17 protein-coding genes and 1 pseudogene are annotated in these 16,050 nt (G+C 39.4%); 8 read left to right on the plus strand and 10 right to left on the minus strand.

The annotated features are described in order from the left end of the window. The first annotated feature begins 546 nt into the window (after window positions 1-546). Together CXF95_RS04865 and CXF95_RS04870 are read left to right on the plus strand one after the other, a co-directional pair. The gene (locus CXF95_RS04865; RefSeq protein ID WP_101197647.1) at window positions 547-837 is read left to right on the plus strand and encodes a hypothetical protein; all 291 of its coding nucleotides are present in this window, start codon (window positions 547-549) and stop codon (window positions 835-837) included. 341 nt (window positions 838-1,178) lie between these two features. Then, window positions 1,179-1,466 (plus strand): GIY-YIG nuclease family protein, encoded by a 288-nt coding sequence (locus CXF95_RS04870; protein WP_101197648.1) that lies wholly within the window; start codon window positions 1,179-1,181, stop codon window positions 1,464-1,466. Between the two features lie 129 nt (window positions 1,467-1,595). Here CXF95_RS04870 and groL read toward each other — a convergent pair whose 3' ends face one another. After that, window positions 1,596-3,233, minus strand: coding sequence for a chaperonin GroEL (gene groL, locus CXF95_RS04875; protein WP_101197649.1), 1,638 nt, complete (start codon window positions 3,231-3,233; stop codon window positions 1,596-1,598). Between the two features lie 38 nt (window positions 3,234-3,271). Continuing rightward, a complete protein-coding gene (locus tag CXF95_RS04880) occupies window positions 3,272-3,562 on the minus strand; it encodes a co-chaperone GroES (RefSeq protein ID WP_101197650.1) in 291 nt (96 codons plus the stop codon). A gap of 317 nt (window positions 3,563-3,879) precedes the next feature. Between CXF95_RS04880 and CXF95_RS04885 the strand changes: the two genes are divergently transcribed. Further along, on the plus strand, window positions 3,880-4,767 hold the full coding sequence (locus tag CXF95_RS04885) for a MipA/OmpV family protein (RefSeq protein WP_232787653.1): 888 nt from the start codon (window positions 3,880-3,882) through the stop codon (window positions 4,765-4,767). 182 nt (window positions 4,768-4,949) lie between these two features. Here CXF95_RS04885 and CXF95_RS04890 read toward each other — a convergent pair whose 3' ends face one another. The 5 genes from CXF95_RS04890 to CXF95_RS04905 form a co-directional block, all read right to left on the minus strand. Next, entirely contained in the window at window positions 4,950-5,432 is a 483-nt protein-coding gene (locus CXF95_RS04890) for a tetratricopeptide repeat protein (RefSeq protein WP_101197651.1), read from the minus strand. A gap of 215 nt (window positions 5,433-5,647) precedes the next feature. After that, on the minus strand, window positions 5,648-5,797 hold the full coding sequence (locus tag CXF95_RS29475; RefSeq protein ID WP_157828070.1) for a hypothetical protein: 150 nt from the start codon (window positions 5,795-5,797) through the stop codon (window positions 5,648-5,650). A 239-nt stretch (window positions 5,798-6,036) separates the two neighbouring features. After that, window positions 6,037-6,429: a hypothetical protein gene (locus tag CXF95_RS04895; protein WP_101197652.1), complete on the minus strand. Its 393-nt coding sequence runs from the start codon at window positions 6,427-6,429 to the stop codon at window positions 6,037-6,039. Between the two features lie 110 nt (window positions 6,430-6,539). Continuing rightward, a complete protein-coding gene (locus CXF95_RS04900; protein ID WP_101197653.1) occupies window positions 6,540-6,830 on the minus strand; it encodes a type II toxin-antitoxin system RelE/ParE family toxin in 291 nt (96 codons plus the stop codon). Further along, complete coding sequence (locus CXF95_RS04905; protein WP_101197654.1) at window positions 6,823-7,086, minus strand: type II toxin-antitoxin system Phd/YefM family antitoxin; 264 nt, start codon at window positions 7,084-7,086, stop codon at window positions 6,823-6,825. Before CXF95_RS04905 ends, CXF95_RS04900 begins: the two co-directional genes overlap by 8 nt. A 256-nt stretch (window positions 7,087-7,342) precedes the next feature. Here CXF95_RS04905 and CXF95_RS04910 point away from each other — a divergent pair, with 256 nt between their 5' ends. The 4 genes from CXF95_RS04910 (at window position 7,343) to CXF95_RS04930 (ending at window position 8,823) form a co-directional block, all read left to right on the plus strand. After that, window positions 7,343-7,585 carry a DUF1778 domain-containing protein gene (locus CXF95_RS04910; protein ID WP_101197655.1) on the plus strand — a complete coding sequence of 81 codons (243 nt, stop codon included), beginning with the start codon at window positions 7,343-7,345 and terminating at the stop codon, window positions 7,583-7,585. A 5-nt stretch (window positions 7,586-7,590) separates the two neighbouring features. Next, window positions 7,591-7,893, plus strand: coding sequence for a type II toxin-antitoxin system RelE/ParE family toxin (locus tag CXF95_RS04915; protein ID WP_101197656.1), 303 nt, complete (start codon window positions 7,591-7,593; stop codon window positions 7,891-7,893). Window positions 7,894-8,231: 338 nt separating this feature from the next. Continuing rightward, window positions 8,232-8,543 carry a type II toxin-antitoxin system RelE/ParE family toxin gene (locus CXF95_RS04925; protein WP_101197657.1) on the plus strand — a complete coding sequence of 104 codons (312 nt, stop codon included), beginning with the start codon at window positions 8,232-8,234 and terminating at the stop codon, window positions 8,541-8,543. Beyond that, a complete protein-coding gene (locus CXF95_RS04930) occupies window positions 8,536-8,823 on the plus strand; it encodes a DNA-binding transcriptional regulator (protein WP_101197658.1) in 288 nt (95 codons plus the stop codon). Before CXF95_RS04925 ends, CXF95_RS04930 begins: the two co-directional genes overlap by 8 nt. A gap of 291 nt (window positions 8,824-9,114) precedes the next feature. Here the strand turns inward: CXF95_RS04930 and CXF95_RS04935 are convergent, their stop codons facing one another. The 3 genes from CXF95_RS04935 to CXF95_RS04945 all read right to left on the minus strand — a co-directional run bounded on the left by CXF95_RS04935 (window position 9,115) and on the right by CXF95_RS04945 (window position 11,699). Next, a complete protein-coding gene (locus tag CXF95_RS04935) occupies window positions 9,115-9,534 on the minus strand; it encodes a PIN domain-containing protein (RefSeq protein WP_232787654.1) in 420 nt (139 codons plus the stop codon). Beyond that, entirely contained in the window at window positions 9,531-9,758 is a 228-nt protein-coding gene (gene vapB, locus CXF95_RS04940) for a type II toxin-antitoxin system VapB family antitoxin (RefSeq protein ID WP_101197659.1), read from the minus strand. Before vapB ends, CXF95_RS04935 begins: the two co-directional genes overlap by 4 nt. 519 nt (window positions 9,759-10,277) lie before the next feature. After that, window positions 10,278-11,699, minus strand: coding sequence for an IS66 family transposase (locus CXF95_RS04945; RefSeq protein WP_101197251.1), 1,422 nt, complete (start codon window positions 11,697-11,699; stop codon window positions 10,278-10,280). A 1,418-nt stretch (window positions 11,700-13,117) separates the two neighbouring features. Between CXF95_RS04945 and CXF95_RS31370 the strand changes: the two are divergent. Continuing rightward, window positions 13,118-16,033 (plus strand): annotated as a pseudogene (locus CXF95_RS31370) (COR domain-containing protein). Window positions 16,034-16,050: the final 17 nt, after the last annotated feature.

The raw sequence follows: 16,050 nt of genomic DNA on the forward strand, positions 1-16,050 counted from the left end.
GAGTATAAATAGAATAAACGACATCCCTGATCTATTCAACTGGTGTCGATTTTGCCGGGTTTAAGGTTAACGAACTGAATGTGGGTTTAGGTTCTAGCTGAACAAGCAAAAGCGCTGGCACTCGACACTTTAAGGCTCACCTTATCCCACGACAACATAAAGCATCAAATACAACTTTATAAAATTTTAGCCGAGTTAGAAATTGAGCAAACTAATGGCGAGTAAGCCATTGATAGACTTCCTGAACTCGACGAAGCGGGTATGCAAATAGATATCCTCAGGCTCGACGAACATTCTCATTGTGCTAGCTCTTTTATCAAAGCTGCGACCCAACTGGGGTTTGTGGATTGATAGCAGTTGACTTCTACACCTCGATATCGGAGGCTAATATTAGAAGCAAACAGGGTAGATTTTTGTTTTTCTTTCTGTACTTTTACAAGCTTACTTTTCGTGGGCACGAGCGGCGTGGCTGTGATGGAAGAAGTCGTGCCTTTTATTCATCAGCACCGCCAATGAACTCAACAAATTTGTACGACTGGCTGCAGCATGGGGGCATTTCACGCCGCTAACTTTTACTTTAAACGCCCCGATGTGTTTGATGCTGTGATAGCTCTCAGCGGGATTTACAATGCCGAAAAAGCGCTCAACGGAAAGTACGGTATTCGACAAATTTATTTCAATTCCCCGCTACATTACTTGCATAATTTATCTGATCCCAAAACCATCGCTCATTATCAAAAAGGGAAAATTGTTATCTGTGTTGGGCAAGGCGCTTGGGAAGATGAAATGATTGAAGACACCGCCAAACTAAAGAGTATCTTAAAGCGAAAGATGTAGAAGCTAGGATCGATTTTTGGAGACACAAAGTGAATCATGATTGGTCAAGGTGACGGGTACAAATGCCACATTTTATGCAGCATGTCTTAGATTGACCTAATGTAATTAGTCAAAGCCTCTGAAGGGAAGACCACTGCGACTATAAATGGTTATTTCTGCCTAATTTATTAGGGCCGTCATACTGCAATTGCGGACGTTGGACTCAGAAATTGTTACACCCTACGTCATCCTTGCGAAGGCAAGGACCTCCCCCCAATTAACATCTGAATGCAAAAAAACTGTCCTTTTCAAATCAACCAAAGAATTATATTCTCATAAATTTATTGAAAAGGAATTCAATAATGAAACGACCCTGTATTTACATCATCACAAATCGCAATAATACGACGCTATATATTGGCGTCACAAGTAATCTGGTTCAACGTATTTATCAACATAAAAATAAGCTAGTGAAAGGCTTTAGCACTAAGTACAACTTGGATAAGCTCATATATTTTGAACAGTTTGAATATATGGATAATGTAATAACCCGAGAAAAAAGGTTGAAGCTATGGAAAAGAGATTGGAAAAATCGACTCATCAACGAGCTAAATCCTAGCTGGCGAGATTTATATCCCTCAATATTCTAAAATTATGGTGTAATTATCCAAAATTATCGGCAAATCAAAACCCATTAAAAAAGCCCACAGACCATAAAATCTGTGGGCTTTAAAACCTTCACATTGCAACCTTATGCAATGCTATGCAATCTAATGCAATTACATCATGCCGCCCATGCCACCCATGCCGCCCATATCAGGCATTGCAGGAGCATCAGCTTGTGGCGCATCAGTGATCATACATTCAGTGGTGATCATCAAACTTGCGATTGATGCAGCAAACTGCAGCGCTGAACGAACCACTTTAGTTGGATCCAGAATACCCATTTCGATCATATCTCCGTAGGTATCATTAGCCGCATTAAAGCCGAAGTTACCTTCGCCATGTTTCACTGCGTTGGTCACAACAGAGGCTTCTGCACCGGCGTTAGCCGCTATTTGACGCATAGGGGCTTCCATTGCACGTAACAATAATTTGATACCGTGTGTTTGGTCTTCATTGTCGCCTTTAAGCGTGCCAACTATAGAAGCAGCGCGAACTAAAGCAACACCACCACCAGGTACTACACCTTCTTCAACGGCAGCACGTGTAGCATGAAGTGCATCTTCAACACGGGCTTTTTTCTCTTTCATTTCGACTTCAGTGGCTGCGCCAACTTTAATAACCGCAACACCGCCAGCTAATTTAGCCAGACGCTCTTGAAGCTTCTCTTTGTCATAGTCAGAAGTAGAATCTTCGATTTGACCACGGATTTGTGAAATACGTCCTTTGATCAGATCATCTTCGCCAGCGCCATCAACGATAATGGTGTTGTCTTTGTTGATGACAACGCGCTTGGCAGTACCTAAGTCTTCAAGAGTCACTTTTTCAAGCTCAAGGCCAATCTCTTCAGAGATAACCGTACCGCCAGTTAAAGCCGCGATGTCTTGTAGCATAGCTTTACGACGGTCACCAAAACCAGGTGCTTTCACTGCTGCAACTTTAACGATCCCGCGCATGTTGTTAACTACCAATGTTGCTAGGGCTTCACCCTCAACATCTTCTGCAATAATTAACAAAGGCTTAGAGGCTTTTGCTACGGCTTCAAGGGTTGGCAGCATTTCGCGAATATTAGTAATCTTCTTGTCAACTAACAGTATAAACGGGCTGTCTAATTCAACGGTGCCGTTTTCCTGCTTATTAATGAAATAAGGAGACAAGTAACCCCGGTCAAACTGCATGCCTTCAACGACTTCAAGCTCATTCTGCAGCGCCTGGCCTTCTTCAACCGTGATCACGCCTTCTTTACCGACTTTTTCCATTGCTTCAGCAATCAAGTCACCGACTTCAATATCAGAGTTGGCAGAAATAGTACCTACCTGAGCGATGGCTTTGTTGTCAGCACAAGGAACAGAAAGATTTTTTAAGGCTTCAACTGCGGCAATAACCGCCTTGTCGATACCGCGCTTAAGATCCATTGGGTTCATACCCGCAGCAACAGACTTCAAACCTTCTGTTACTATAGCTTGAGCCAATACCGTTGCAGTAGTGGTGCCGTCACCGGCTTCGTCATTTGCTTTAGACGCCACTTCCTTAACCATTTGCGCGCCCATGTTTTCGAATTTATCTTCCAATTCGATTTCTTTGGCTACCGATACACCGTCTTTAGTGATAGTAGGTGCACCGAAAGACTTGTCTAATACTACGTGACGACCTTTAGGACCAAGGGTCACTTTTACTGCGTTAGCTAGAATGTTTACGCCAGCAAGCATTTTTGCGCGAGCGTCATTAGAAAAACGAACTTCTTTAGCTGCCATGATAATAATTCCTCAAAAATTCTGTTAGTGGATTGGGTTTATTCGACTACTGCTAAGATGTCGCTTTCGCTAAGGATAAGCACTTCTTCGCCATCTAACTTTTCAGTTTTAACCCCATATCCATCGTTGAAAATCACGATGTCACCGACTTTAACGTCGACTGCTTTAACATCGCCATTGTCTAGTACACGACCATTTCCTACAGCGATAACTTCGCCGCGAGTCGATTTTTCTGCTGCAGAGCCTGTTAATACAATGCCACCTGCAGATTTACTTTCTTGTTCGTGACGCTTAACGATAACGCGATCGTTTAAAGGACGAATTGCCATTTTCAAATCTCCTGAAAATTCCAATGTTAATAATGCTATGTACCTTTTACATAAAGGCGGTGATTAAGCAGAAGACGCATCGTCTGCTTAGAATTCTTTTCTAGTAGAACTTAGTTCTGCGTCCAGAGATGGGGTTAGCAGGAGTGATCTCAAGGCTTTTTTATTAAAAAAGTAAAATTAATAGGATGTTTCATTGGATACATTTGACATAGGATAAGCGAATCACTTTTTACAATACTTTTGGGGTGGGATCTTTTGCTGATGTCACAGAGTAAACAACCGTATATCTATAATCGTTGCTTATGGGAGGATCCATTTTGGTTGTAAAAAATACTAAGCTTTACTGTATAAAATATTGGGTTTTATTGTTGTTTATGGCGGCGAGCACCCAAATTCAATCTCAGCAGGAGATTGCCCTAGAAGATGATATGCGAACTGTATGGGAAGTAGGTGTATTTGCTGCAGCTTTTAGTTCCCCTGAATACCCAGCGGCGGGTCAACGTCAGACGAATGTTATTCCCGCCCCCTATTTTATATATCGCGGTGAAACCTTACGTATTGGCGATGGCTCAATTGCCCGGGCAGTAGCAATCGATAAAAGTTGGTATGAACTCGACTTATCGTTGGCAGGTTCTTTTAACGCTAATTCAGAGGATAACGAGGCAAGGGTAGGCATGCCTGATCTAGATTTTATTTTTGAGCTGGGCCCGCAGCTTAGTGTACGGTTATCAAAATTTGAATTTGAACAGCATGGCAAAGCAGAGTTGTTCTTAAACTTACAAGCTCGCGCCGCATTTTCAACTGATTTTTCGGGCTTCAATAAACGAGGGTATGTGTTCCAACCCGAATTTAGCTATCGGCAACGAGGATGGCTTAGCGAGAAAACTGCTTTGTCTGTTAGCGTGTCACCCACCTGGGCAACCGAAAAATTGCACGATTATTTCTATCAAGTTGATAGCGATTTTGTCACCGAAACGCGTTCAGCCTACGATGCTAAAAGTGGTTATTTAGGCACAGACTTATCTGTTGGTCTGTCATTTAACGCCACCGAAGACATTCGAATTTTTACCTTTGCCCGTGCTTCTCTGCATTCGGGGGCGGCGAATGAAGACAGCCCTCTATTTATGGAAAAAAGTACCTACTCTTATGGTGTCGGTATGGTGTGGCGATTATGGGAGAGTGAAGAGAGAGTAGCCGGGCGTTAGTAAGATCAAGATAGTTGGCGTTTTGCATCATGAACTGTGAATGGGCTATGCCAACAACTAAGATGTTTGATCAATCATGTTTTATGTCAATTGTGCAGACTTAACGTCATGTTTTAGTTTTTAGATATCAGGTGAGCTTAATTTGCAATATAACTGATATCTGAAATTAAATACTCTGAATGTTATAGGGTTAGATTTTTTGAACATTCCATTTGCTTGCGATGGGAATTAAATACCGCTCTTTTAGAGCAACTAATTTCCTGGGTTTCTGCGCCATATTTCTTTATATACTCACTCACTAGTGGCTTTAAAACTGCAACTTGTTCTTTAGACAGGGAATTGTGAAGTTGATCCCTTACCTTACGCCACCTTTTTTCTTTAACTTCAGCTGCGACATTAAGCCAAAGATAAGCTTGAGCATAATTTTGCTCAACGCCTAAGCCATCCATGTACAATAACGCAAGTGCAAATTGGGATACTTTATTACCAAGTTTAGATGCTACTTCAAGGTGCTCGAACGCACTGTCATAATTTTTATTTCGAACCGCATTAGCGCTCAATTCTGTTGCTCTATTAAACTTTTCAACTTCAAAAGAATCTGCCGCATTAATTGATAAAGAACAGATTCCGCAGGTCATAGCAGTGACTAAAAGTAATTTTTTCACTTAGGATTTCCTATAGTTTAGGTTAAAGTTATAATTATATTGTGGCAGGGAAATATGTGATTTAACGTGTACTATTGTAACAAAAGTTGTGAAGAGTGCGAATCATTGAGTAATGAGTACGTCGAGTCTCAGATAGCACAAAAACCATAATCTAGCTGTATGAGCCGCACTTTTATTATTACATGCCTGTTAATTATTCTTTTTGAATAGTCATTTTACATTAATTCAAGATCACTAACTGTGTAATTAGCGTCGTCGCATTCTTCACCACCTGCATTGATAAAATACTGTTTGGGTATTCCCATCGAACTAAAAATGGGTGATTTGTCAGGTTCACTGACGTTTAACCCCGCTTCTATAGGCATGAGTTTTAACTGTAGGTCAAACTCACTATAGAGTTCATCTATAATTTTATAATCAGTGATGTTGGTAAGGAAGATTTCTTCTTCGATGTCATAGACTGTATTGATTGCGTTATTGATGACAGAAATGCTGACGACTGGAGTGGGGGAAAAGGTTGGGCAATCGTTATAACTTAGATTAAATTGATAATTTGCTGTTTTGTTAGCTTGCCAAATACTGTGTTGCTCATCTAATTGGCTTATTAATGCGTATTTTTTTGAGTCTGAAATGACCTTATACTCACATTTCGCATCAAACTGTGCATCAATAACCGTGAAAAGCCTAGCGATTCTGCCGTATCTAAATCTTTATTGTGTATGGTGAATATATTAATCGAGCCTGTCGCTGAGCCACATGAATCAGTATAGATAAAACCATCATCACCTTTTTGCGAGCAGTGTAATTGGATATCTTCATCGATAAGTAACTTGCCGTGAGTTTTAACTGAGACAGCCCCAGTATTGTCGCAACTAATGGCTTGGTCATCTTGATATACACGAACATGCTGTTCGCCTTCCCAATCGAATTTGTTGTCGTTACAGGCTGTTAAACTCAAACAAAGTTGTCCAGCAGTTATTCCAGAATTCTTAAGCATTACATTTCCTTCCTAGTGTAAATTAACAATCCAGATTGTAGTCATCCAAGACAAGTATTTCTGTTGATAATTGATACCGAATGTAAAGAAATGCAATTCAATCTATATTTTTAGAGGTGTTTAGTCGTACCCATGTTTTTATGTAGGACTCTAATGATTGTTATGCCTTTTGCACTTGAGATGTAATATATAATATGACTTGCATAAGGAAAGCTATACAACACATCGTGTAGCTCACTTCTTGGTCTGCCAACTAGGGGTGTTTCAGCTAAACGACTAGCTAATAAATTAAGACCATCAACATAATTTTTAGCTTGTGATTTACCCCACTTTGTTAGGGTGTATAGCACTATATTATTAAGATCTTCTAATGCTTCAGGTGTAAAGGCGTAGTTAGACATTATCTATAGTTTGCATCAGCTTGTTAATCGCATCTTGCCCATCAATCACCTTACCTGACTTTAGACTATCAAAGCCTTTTTCCAGCTCCATTTTTAAGACCCTTTCTTTTAACGCTTGGATCTCTTGATATTCTTTAGCCGACATCACCACCGCTACGGGTTTGTCGTGTCTGGTGATCCAAACAGGCTCTTGTTGCACTTTTAGCACCACATCACTAAATGACTTTTTAGCATCGGTAGAATTGATTGAATCCATAATTTAGTCTTTTATGTTTGATATGACTATTTTGTACATAATAGCCATTATGTACAAAATGTTCCAATGGTTGTTGATGGTCATTTATGGAAATCTGAAGTAAGTGGAGGAATTGAGTCGAGGGAAATCAAAAGCATGTTCTTAGTATCGAGTAATTTGATTACTTTTATAGAAATACAACATTTGTTCAAAATTGACAGTTTGTTGCTACTATCTATATGATGAAGCAATAGGTTTTTTCATTCAGGAGATTGTTATGCGTTTATCTATCGACATTACCCCAGAGCAGCATCAACATTTAAAAGCAGCAGCGGCACTACAAGGCCAATCCATCAAAAATTATGTGTTAGAACGTGCCTTACCGCAGGGTAATGATCAAGAAGCACTGAATAAATTGGAAGCATTTCTAGGAGCGCGTGTAGACAAAGCCAAAGCTGGTAAAATTTCGACTAGCTCCGTTGACTCTATATTTGGCGAAGAATTAGCGAAAGCCAAGTAACCATTATGCGCCAATACAACATTACGGAAGATGCAGAGCAAGACTTACGGAAGATTGCACGTTATACCCTCAGTAAATTTGGACCCAAACAATTAGAAGCATACCGACAAGCGCTAAACAGTACCTTTAATGCTATTGGTAGAAACGACGTTATTCAGCGTCAATTTTCAATTAAACGTTTGGATTTATTGGTGACAAAATGCCAACATCATTATGTTTTCTATATCGTTGAGGGCGTTGATAAACCAACTGTTATTGGCGTTATTCATGAAGCGAGAGACATTGTGGTTTACTTACTTCTCGATTGACTGGCGAAGATAATCAGTAGCCTGTTGCCAACAATTAACATGCGTGTCCTGTTAATTTATGATGACTAAATCCACACTAGCTGACGGTAATGTGGCGAGCCAATCTACCGCATCGATTTTAAATAAACGCATCAAATTCCTAAGCTAAAGTAATGCTTGTTTTACCATTATTATAAACGTGTGAAGACTGTGCCTTCTCCATTTTTCGGCACTGTACACAATAAGCTTGACTGGTGTGAGGGTTTTTAGCCTGGAATTAATGTAAGAGTCCTTTTAATTCCTTGCCACATGTCAAGCGACACATTTGAATTAATCCGGCATTGCCGTATACTTGTTGTATGATTTTTATAGAAACTAGTATATTCACAAAAATCTTACCCAGTTACCTTTCTGATGATGATTACCGTAGGTTGCAATCGTATCTTCTACAAAAACCTGATGCTGGTGATATTGTTCGTGGCTCTGGCGGAGTAAGGAAAGTTCGCTGGGCCCCTTCTGGTAGAGGAAAAAGTGGTGGAATACGTGCAATCTATTATTGGAAAAAATCAGAACATGAAATTTGGATGCTAACGATGTATAGCAAATCTGAAAGGGCGACAATTTCTGGTAATGTCTTAAAACAAATAGCGGAGGCAATCGATCATGAATAATCGTGATATTGGATTAGAAATTCTTGAAGGATTAAATGAGATTAAACAATTCAAAAGTGGCAATGCCCAACTAAAAACAACTGAATTGTCTGAACCATCTAAACCTAAAATAATCAGAGCAAAACTAAAATTATCACAGTCAGCATTTGCAGGTTTGCTGGGTGTAAGCATGCGGACATTACAGGACTGGGAGCAAGGACGTAGAAGCCCTCAAGGTCCTGCAATAGCGCTGCTTCGTATTGCAGAACAGCATCCAGAAGTTTTTGCTGATTTACACTAAAACATTTAGTAAATCCGTCAAGAACCTGCTGGCCTTCGCATATGGAAAAGTTAACGTGAGTGTCTTGATAGCGTTCATTTTATGCGCTGCGCTTATTAAACATATGCTTCGCATACTGTCATCCCGCGCGGCGTCCGCATGCCAATTACCCCACTGAATTCAAAAAATAACCGGCGAGCCTTGAGTCGAGGGTAAATCAAAAGCATCGGCCGCGCGGCGGGCGCATTGCCGACTAAGAGTTTTGATTGTCTTTGCCAATAATTATCATGCGTGTCCTGTTAATTCGTGCTGTTAATTCTGTGTCCAGTCTTCAAGCTGAAGACCGATGACGCGTTTAAACTCTCTAGTATTGTTAGTAACTAAAATGCAATCGCTTGCCATCGCGTGACCAGCTATAGCTGTATCATTCGCACCGATAGGGGTGCCTTTGTCACTTAAATCTTTCTTTATGACTGTACTAGCTTCGACAGCATATTTGTCCCAAGCAAAAACACTGTCTATGCGAGACATAAATTCATCAACGATAATATTATGTTTGGGTGAGGCTTTCTTCCCGATGGCGCCAAACCGCATTTCAGCATAAGTGATCGCTGAAATCACAATGCGATCTTTATTCTCTACATGAGCTTGTAACACTTTTAATAAATACAATGGGCGTTCACGCATAATAAAAGAGCAAGTATTCGTATCTAACATGTAGGTGTTTTTCAAAGCTTAACCCTACCGCTTTCAACAACATCTGAGCGCTGCGTCATAAAATCATCGTCAACTTTGTTTACATCGACAAAACTGCCCCAGGATTTACGTTTTGGGGTTAATACAATAGAGTCACCTTGACGTGTGATTTCCACCTCGTTAATGCCATCGAACTCTAACTCTTTCGGAATACGTACCGCTTGGCTTTTGCCATTGATAAATAGTGATGCTGTCGCCATAAATAAAACCTCGCATATGTTGTGTATATGCTAAGTGTAGTGTTCTTATGGCATATGTCAAACATATACATGAGGTTTTGAGGGAGTATCAAGTCGAGGAAAATAAACAGCATCCGCGTTGTCGACTATGAGTTTTTAATGGCTTCGCCACAAAGGCATGCGCTAGCGCTTACTGACATCCTTGTCAGTTTTTGACTCGAATCCCTTCGAGCCAGTTACTCTTTTTCAACAGCAAAAAAGAGTAACCAGAAAATGCCGCTCGCTAATAAAGTTCTTAACCGCACAAAAAGGCTTAGTTTATGGGCGCCAACCGCGTTGTCGCTACAAATGTGTCCATCCAACTTTCGCTCAAATGGCATCCCGCGCTGCGTCCGCTTGCCATTTGCCCCTAAAATAAGCCTTTTTGTGCTGAAACTTTAAATGCGGGAACCACAGCAGTGGCGGAGCCACCTAAGAAAAAAGCACCGGCTTTGCCGACAGAGAATTTTGGATGGCTTCGCCATTAAAGAATTATCGTAACTACTCAGCGGGTATAAAGATATTAGGCAGCATGCCATTTAATAATAACGTTAATGCCGTGGACCCACTGATCCCTTGTTTTTTGCAGCTCGACAGATAGCTACGTAATCCAAAAAACATTTTGGCTCCGTTAGCACTTCTAAAACATCCCGATATCTTTTGTTGAACCTTTGCCATCCTCAAATCATTTTCGCCCTGATTATTAGTGAATGGCACTGCCTCATCCGTCATGAATCTAAGTACATCGCTTTCATAGTTTTGTAATCGCTCAAGTAGGTTACGTGATTGAGTTCTTTTAGGCCGTCCTCGCTTACCTTTCACTGGTATCGGCGCAGGACTTTCTTTTTCTCCTGCCTTTAAAATCGCTTGATAGTGACGTCGCAAGGTGTCTTGTCTTTCAACACTGAGTAACCCGCCAGCCTTATCTACCTCTTGATTGAGCTTAACTAAAAACACCCGTATTTCCTCAGCCCAAGCTTGATTATCTTGCTCATACGCTCGAGTTAATTCTCGCAGGTGATGCGCATTGCATAATGAATGTAGGCACTCATAACGATAATAAGGTTTCCAATGGTCATGGCACATCACACCGTTGAACTGGGGTAATATGTCAATCTCATCCATGGCATCATGGCCTCGTTTTTCATGGGCTGATAAATACGTCCAATCCAGAGACGAAGCGTTATGTAGCCATTGTCTTTTTCCGTTGATATTGATGCCAGTTTCATCGGTATGTAATGTCTTTTCTTTTCTCAAGTTCGCTTTGATAATATCTAATGCTTGCGTCTCTTCCAGTTTGGTAAAAGCGGTATTGATAAAGTTGAAAAGACTGCCGCTGCTCAAAGGTATATTAAGCTGGTCAGTGAAATACTCACGAATGCGCTCATAAGGCAGTAATTGATATTGGGACAGGTAAACCGCATGAGCTTTTAACCCAATACCATATTGAATACGGCTATTAACGTCTTGGGGAAATGGGGCAACGAAGCGTTGACCTAACTCATTCTCAAGTATTTGTGCGCGATATTCAGTGACGACACGCTTAAACTCAATATCGACCACTTGCCGCACCTCTTCACCCATATCAGTATAGTTACCGGGCGGTAAAAGTGTGCTATCAACGATTAATTTATGTGTGATGTCAGGGTTGTCATCAAGTGGTAGCGTTGTGCCTTTATGCCCCTTTTGTCCACCTGATTTTTTAGTACTGTTGCCTTTTGAATTTTTCTTTCTATTTTGATCGGACGAGGGCGGTATACTGCTGTTATTACTGTTAAGCCCAAGCCGTTGACAGAGTAACGTGACAATAAGAAGCAATAAATCCATAGCAGTACGCATTGAAGGTGACAATGTATTGTCCGCTTCAATTTGTGCTTTAATGTTATTGATATTCGACTCAATATCAATGCCGCTTACTTTCATTTAGCCACGTAATTATCGAAATAAAACAGTATAATAACGCTTAGAAATGATCAAGCAAGTCGATCATTTTTTAATTTTTGATCGTTAAAAATAAACTAGATTATGTGCTGAGTAGTTACGAATTATCAAGGATGTCTTCGTAAATACGTTATGAAGAGTTGATAAATGGGGGTTAAAAAACAAACATGTATATACAAAGTGTATCAAGGGGGCAGGGTGGAATGACACTTACTTAAGCTTTTTAGGGTGGCCATTTTCTCTTATTGCTTCTCTTGATTCTGCTCTAGGTTCTATGCGGCCGGGCCTTTTTCCAACCTGTAGCTGGGCTATGAGAGTAAATTGCTCACCCAAATTTGGGTGAGCAAAAAACAAACAGGATAGCCTTGATATCTCTTCTTAAATAGGTTGCCTACATTCTAATCGGCGAAGTCGATAATCTACACGCTCCCGACGTGGATAAACTCAATTTACGTCCTGTAAATTGCCCTACGAAATTCACCAGATAATTGGCGAACATACATGCGAGGGTACATCAAAAGACAAGAGCATCGGCCGCGCGGCGGGCGCATTACCGATTAAGAGTTTTGAATGGCTTCGCTAAAATTAACGTGCGTGTCCTGTTAATTATGGCCAATAATTATCGTGCGTGTCCTGTTAATTACAAAAGCATCCTAAAAATGAAATTGTTCCAGAGTTTAAGTTATATGATTTTTCAAAATGGTAGCTCTGGAAAAACTAACCCATAACAAGTTGGTTCGCTACCTGCTGCGATTGCTTACACGCCACTCTTTCCTGGCTCTGTTACAAATACTTACCTTGCACCCGCATTAATAAAATATTCAAAACCGGTGTTATTGTGATTGTCCCGATAGAGGTTCTTTAAAAGTCGTATTAATCAAGCAACTTGACCCCTAATTCTTCGAAAGTCGTATTAATCAAGCAACTTGACCCCTAATTCTTCGTCAAAATTAACGTGTGTGTGTCCCGATAAAGGTTAGAGTTACCAGCGAAGATATTCAGTAGCCTGTTGCCAACAATTAATATGCGTGTCCTGTTAATTTAATAAATTGACTCTTTATTGAGTTGCTTCAAGTTCTACAAAAGGGTTTACTTGTGGCAACAAGACTGAGAAACCCAAGACTCTTTCATATAGGGAAATTGAAGTTCATGAAATTAACTGAAAAAAAAGTGCGCCATAGACGTAAGCAAATCGACACAACGCTTCCCAAAATAAAAGATAAATTCTTACCGCTTGTAACTGGTGCAAAACAATTAGACAAAATCGAATTCAGACCTTTTTTACATCATGAAGAATCTAATTTTTATTCTGTTAATGAAGACGGTGAACTTATTAGTTTATGGCTTGAGCAACAGCCTAATATTGAATGGTTATTGCTTGAGGAGTGCCGAAATCTTGAATCCCTTCGCGTTATAAGCTCAAAGCTTTCAGAGATTCCTGAATTTATATTCCACATGCCTTTATTAAAGGCATTGAATTTTTCACATAATCAACTGAAAAAAATCCCTGACTCTATATCTCAGTTATCTTTATTAGAACGTTTGGATTATTCAGATAATCAACTTACTAATATCCCTGAAACAATGTCACAGTTAGTTGAATTAAAAGAATTAGTATTGCGGAATAATGAATTTAAGGTATTTCCAAACATAATTTTCGAATTGGTCTCAATTACACATTTGAGTTTAGATTGTAATAATCTCACTACAATACCTAGCCGTATAGCTAAGTTAACTAAACTGAAATTCTTGAGTTTGACTGATAACTCTCTCAGCAAACTTCCTGTTACCATCAAAAAATGTCAACGTATTGAAGAGTTAGTTTTAAATGAAAATAAATTTACAGAACTCCCCGATATAGTTTGTCAATTGAAGTCACTGAAAGGTTTATATATTGCGCAGAACCAACTTATCCAAATACCTGATTCTATTAAACAATTAACTGGCTTAAATATCTTAATTCTAAACGGTAATCAGTTGGATATTCTTCCCGATAATATTAAAAAGTTGGTATCGCTAAGATTCTTACTTCTAGACAATAATCAATTGACAAGCTTACCTAATTCTATTGGGGAATTGAAACAATTGAGAATGTTAGAAATAGGGAATAATAAGCTTACTTCAGTGCCCGAAAGTATTAAGCAATTAAAATTATTGGAGCAATTGTCTCTAATAGATAACCCACTCCAGTTTCCGGATCCGTTGTTTCATGAGTTGACACCTCAAGAGAAAATCCAGACTCTTATCGCGATCCAAAATAGTATTTTAAAACCACTTAAACAGGCAAAAATTTTAGTGGTGGGTGATGAGAGGGTCGGCAAGACATCTGTTATTAATCGTTTACTTGGAAATTCACACAATGTTAATCAAACAACTACACAAGGTATCGATATATCAGAGCTCGATTTTGGAGACTTTACAGCTAATATTTGGGATTTTGCAGGGCAAGAACTCACTCATCAAACACATCAGTTTTTTTAACCGAACGCAGTCTATATGTTTATGTATTAGATGCTCAGAAAGAAGATAACCAAGCTCGTGATTTACATTGGCTAAATACGATTAAGAGTTATAGTGCAAATTCCCCAATTATAGTAGTTGTAAATCATACGGATCAAAACCTTAACTATCGTTTTGACATGCAACGCTATAATGATGATTTTCAGATTGTAGATGTGCTTTATACGAGTGCCTGCAATTTAAATACTCTTAGCGAACAAGCGAAAAACCATTTAGGGGAATCGATAGATAAACTTCGAAATGCCATTACGATACAATTGCCAAGATTACCCGGAATTGACCGTGGACTTCCTGAAAGCTGGCACCAAATCAAAAATGCAATGGAAGGTTACAAGCAAACACAAAATGTGATTGAAAAAGATGTATATGAATCGGAGTGCCAAAAAGCTGGAATATCGGCAAAGCCACTTCAAACTGCATTGCTTAAAATACTTAATAGTATAGGGACTGTAGTCGCCTACCCAAATGATTTTCGTTTAAAACTGACCCAAATACTAAAGCCAGAATGGGTAACTACCGCCGTATATAAAATTGTTCGGAGCGTATCAGATAATCCAGGAATTTATTCAGAGCAGGCAATCGGTGAAGTACTGAATGGCGAATATAGTCATACTCACCAACAATGGCTGGTAGACCTGTTGATTAAGTTTGAATTGGGTTTCCGTTTACCAGAAAAAAATGACCTTCTTATTCCTATGCGGTTACGTTCTGATATGCCCGTTTTCGCAAAACCTTTATACCAAAAAGGTCTTAATATTAGGTTTAATTATCATCGCCAAGGATTGTTAAAGTTTAACGTTTTACCGCAACTAATCGTGCGGATGCATGATTATGTTGATCAAAAAACTAGCAGGTACTGGCGTCACGGAATGTTTGTTTGCCTAAACGACTGCCACGGAGTGATCATTGCTGATGAGCCTAAACAAAGTATTGAAATATTCCTCACTCAACGAAATGAAAATGCCCGAACCTTACTACAGTGGATACGTTCTAACCTTGCTAAGGTAGAAGAGTCACAAACTAAAGCTAGCCGAGATAATAACTTACCTTATTTGGAAGAAATTGCTTTATTTAATGAGAGTTATTCTGAAGTTGTTGGATATACCAATTACCAACGAATAGAAAGAGCATATGAAAAAGGAAGGGAAACTATAAATTTGGAAATAAAAGATTCAAAAACAGGAGATGCTGACGATAAAGATTTCAATGTCGCGGAGTTGCTTGGTTTATATAAAGATAAAGATGAAAAGAAATTTGAACCAATCAATTTCACAAAATTTTTAATCAACGTTTTACTTAACTTAACCGAACTTCGTGCCAAGATTATTGATGAGCAAGAAGATGATATTAATGATCGGTTGCGCGAATCTTTGCGCTCGGGTGGTTTTAGTATTGCTGATCAATCTCGAGGAGGTTTCAGTGGGTCGGGGAAAGGAGTCGGTGAAAGAGATTTGGTCGTGCGGGATCAGTTCGGACAGCAAGCCAGTATTATAGAGGCCATGATACTGAAAAGTGCAGTAAAAGACACCATCCAAAACCACTATCAAAAGGTGGTGAATCACTACAATACACAGGGTAACCCATATGATTTTTTAGTTACCTACGCTAAAGTTAAAAATTTTGAAGGTTTGTGGAAAAGGTACCAGGTTAATATCAAGAATATTGATGATATAACTGATAGCTTTACTGATAAACTAAGTATTAAAGTAGGCTCTACAACTGTAGATATTGATGATTCAGACCATAAGCGAAAGATCATCCATATTTTAGTAAATTTTGGGGTGAAACCAGAGTGAACGAATTTGAGCTACCG

This window comes from Paraglaciecola sp. MB-3u-78, from assembly GCF_002835935.1.
Lineage (GTDB): Bacteria > Pseudomonadota > Gammaproteobacteria > Enterobacterales > Alteromonadaceae > Paraglaciecola.

What these genes read in the sequence shown, in the direction of transcription:
- CXF95_RS04865 (WP_101197647.1), top strand. Translation starts at nt 547, where the DNA reads ATGGGGGCATTTCACGCCGCTAACTTTTACTTTAAACGCCCCGATGTG.
- CXF95_RS04870 (WP_101197648.1), top strand. Translation starts at nt 1,179, where the DNA reads ATGAAACGACCCTGTATTTACATCATCACAAATCGCAATAATACGACG.
- groL (WP_101197649.1), bottom strand. Translation starts at nt 3,233, where the DNA reads ATGGCAGCTAAAGAAGTTCGTTTTTCTAATGACGCTCGCGCAAAAATG.
- CXF95_RS04880 (WP_101197650.1), bottom strand. Translation starts at nt 3,562, where the DNA reads ATGGCAATTCGTCCTTTAAACGATCGCGTTATCGTTAAGCGTCACGAA.
- CXF95_RS29475 (WP_157828070.1), bottom strand. Translation starts at nt 5,797, where the DNA reads ATGCCTATAGAAGCGGGGTTAAACGTCAGTGAACCTGACAAATCACCC.
- CXF95_RS04895 (WP_101197652.1), bottom strand. Translation starts at nt 6,429, where the DNA reads ATGCTTAAGAATTCTGGAATAACTGCTGGACAACTTTGTTTGAGTTTA.
- CXF95_RS04900 (WP_101197653.1), bottom strand. Translation starts at nt 6,830, where the DNA reads ATGTCTAACTACGCCTTTACACCTGAAGCATTAGAAGATCTTAATAAT.
- CXF95_RS04905 (WP_101197654.1), bottom strand. Translation starts at nt 7,086, where the DNA reads ATGGATTCAATCAATTCTACCGATGCTAAAAAGTCATTTAGTGATGTG.
- CXF95_RS04910 (WP_101197655.1), top strand. Translation starts at nt 7,343, where the DNA reads ATGCGTTTATCTATCGACATTACCCCAGAGCAGCATCAACATTTAAAA.
- CXF95_RS04915 (WP_101197656.1), top strand. Translation starts at nt 7,591, where the DNA reads ATGCGCCAATACAACATTACGGAAGATGCAGAGCAAGACTTACGGAAG.
- CXF95_RS04925 (WP_101197657.1), top strand. Translation starts at nt 8,232, where the DNA reads ATGATTTTTATAGAAACTAGTATATTCACAAAAATCTTACCCAGTTAC.
- CXF95_RS04930 (WP_101197658.1), top strand. Translation starts at nt 8,536, where the DNA reads ATGAATAATCGTGATATTGGATTAGAAATTCTTGAAGGATTAAATGAG.
- vapB (WP_101197659.1), bottom strand. Translation starts at nt 9,758, where the DNA reads ATGGCGACAGCATCACTATTTATCAATGGCAAAAGCCAAGCGGTACGT.
- CXF95_RS04945 (WP_101197251.1), bottom strand. Translation starts at nt 11,699, where the DNA reads ATGAAAGTAAGCGGCATTGATATTGAGTCGAATATCAATAACATTAAA.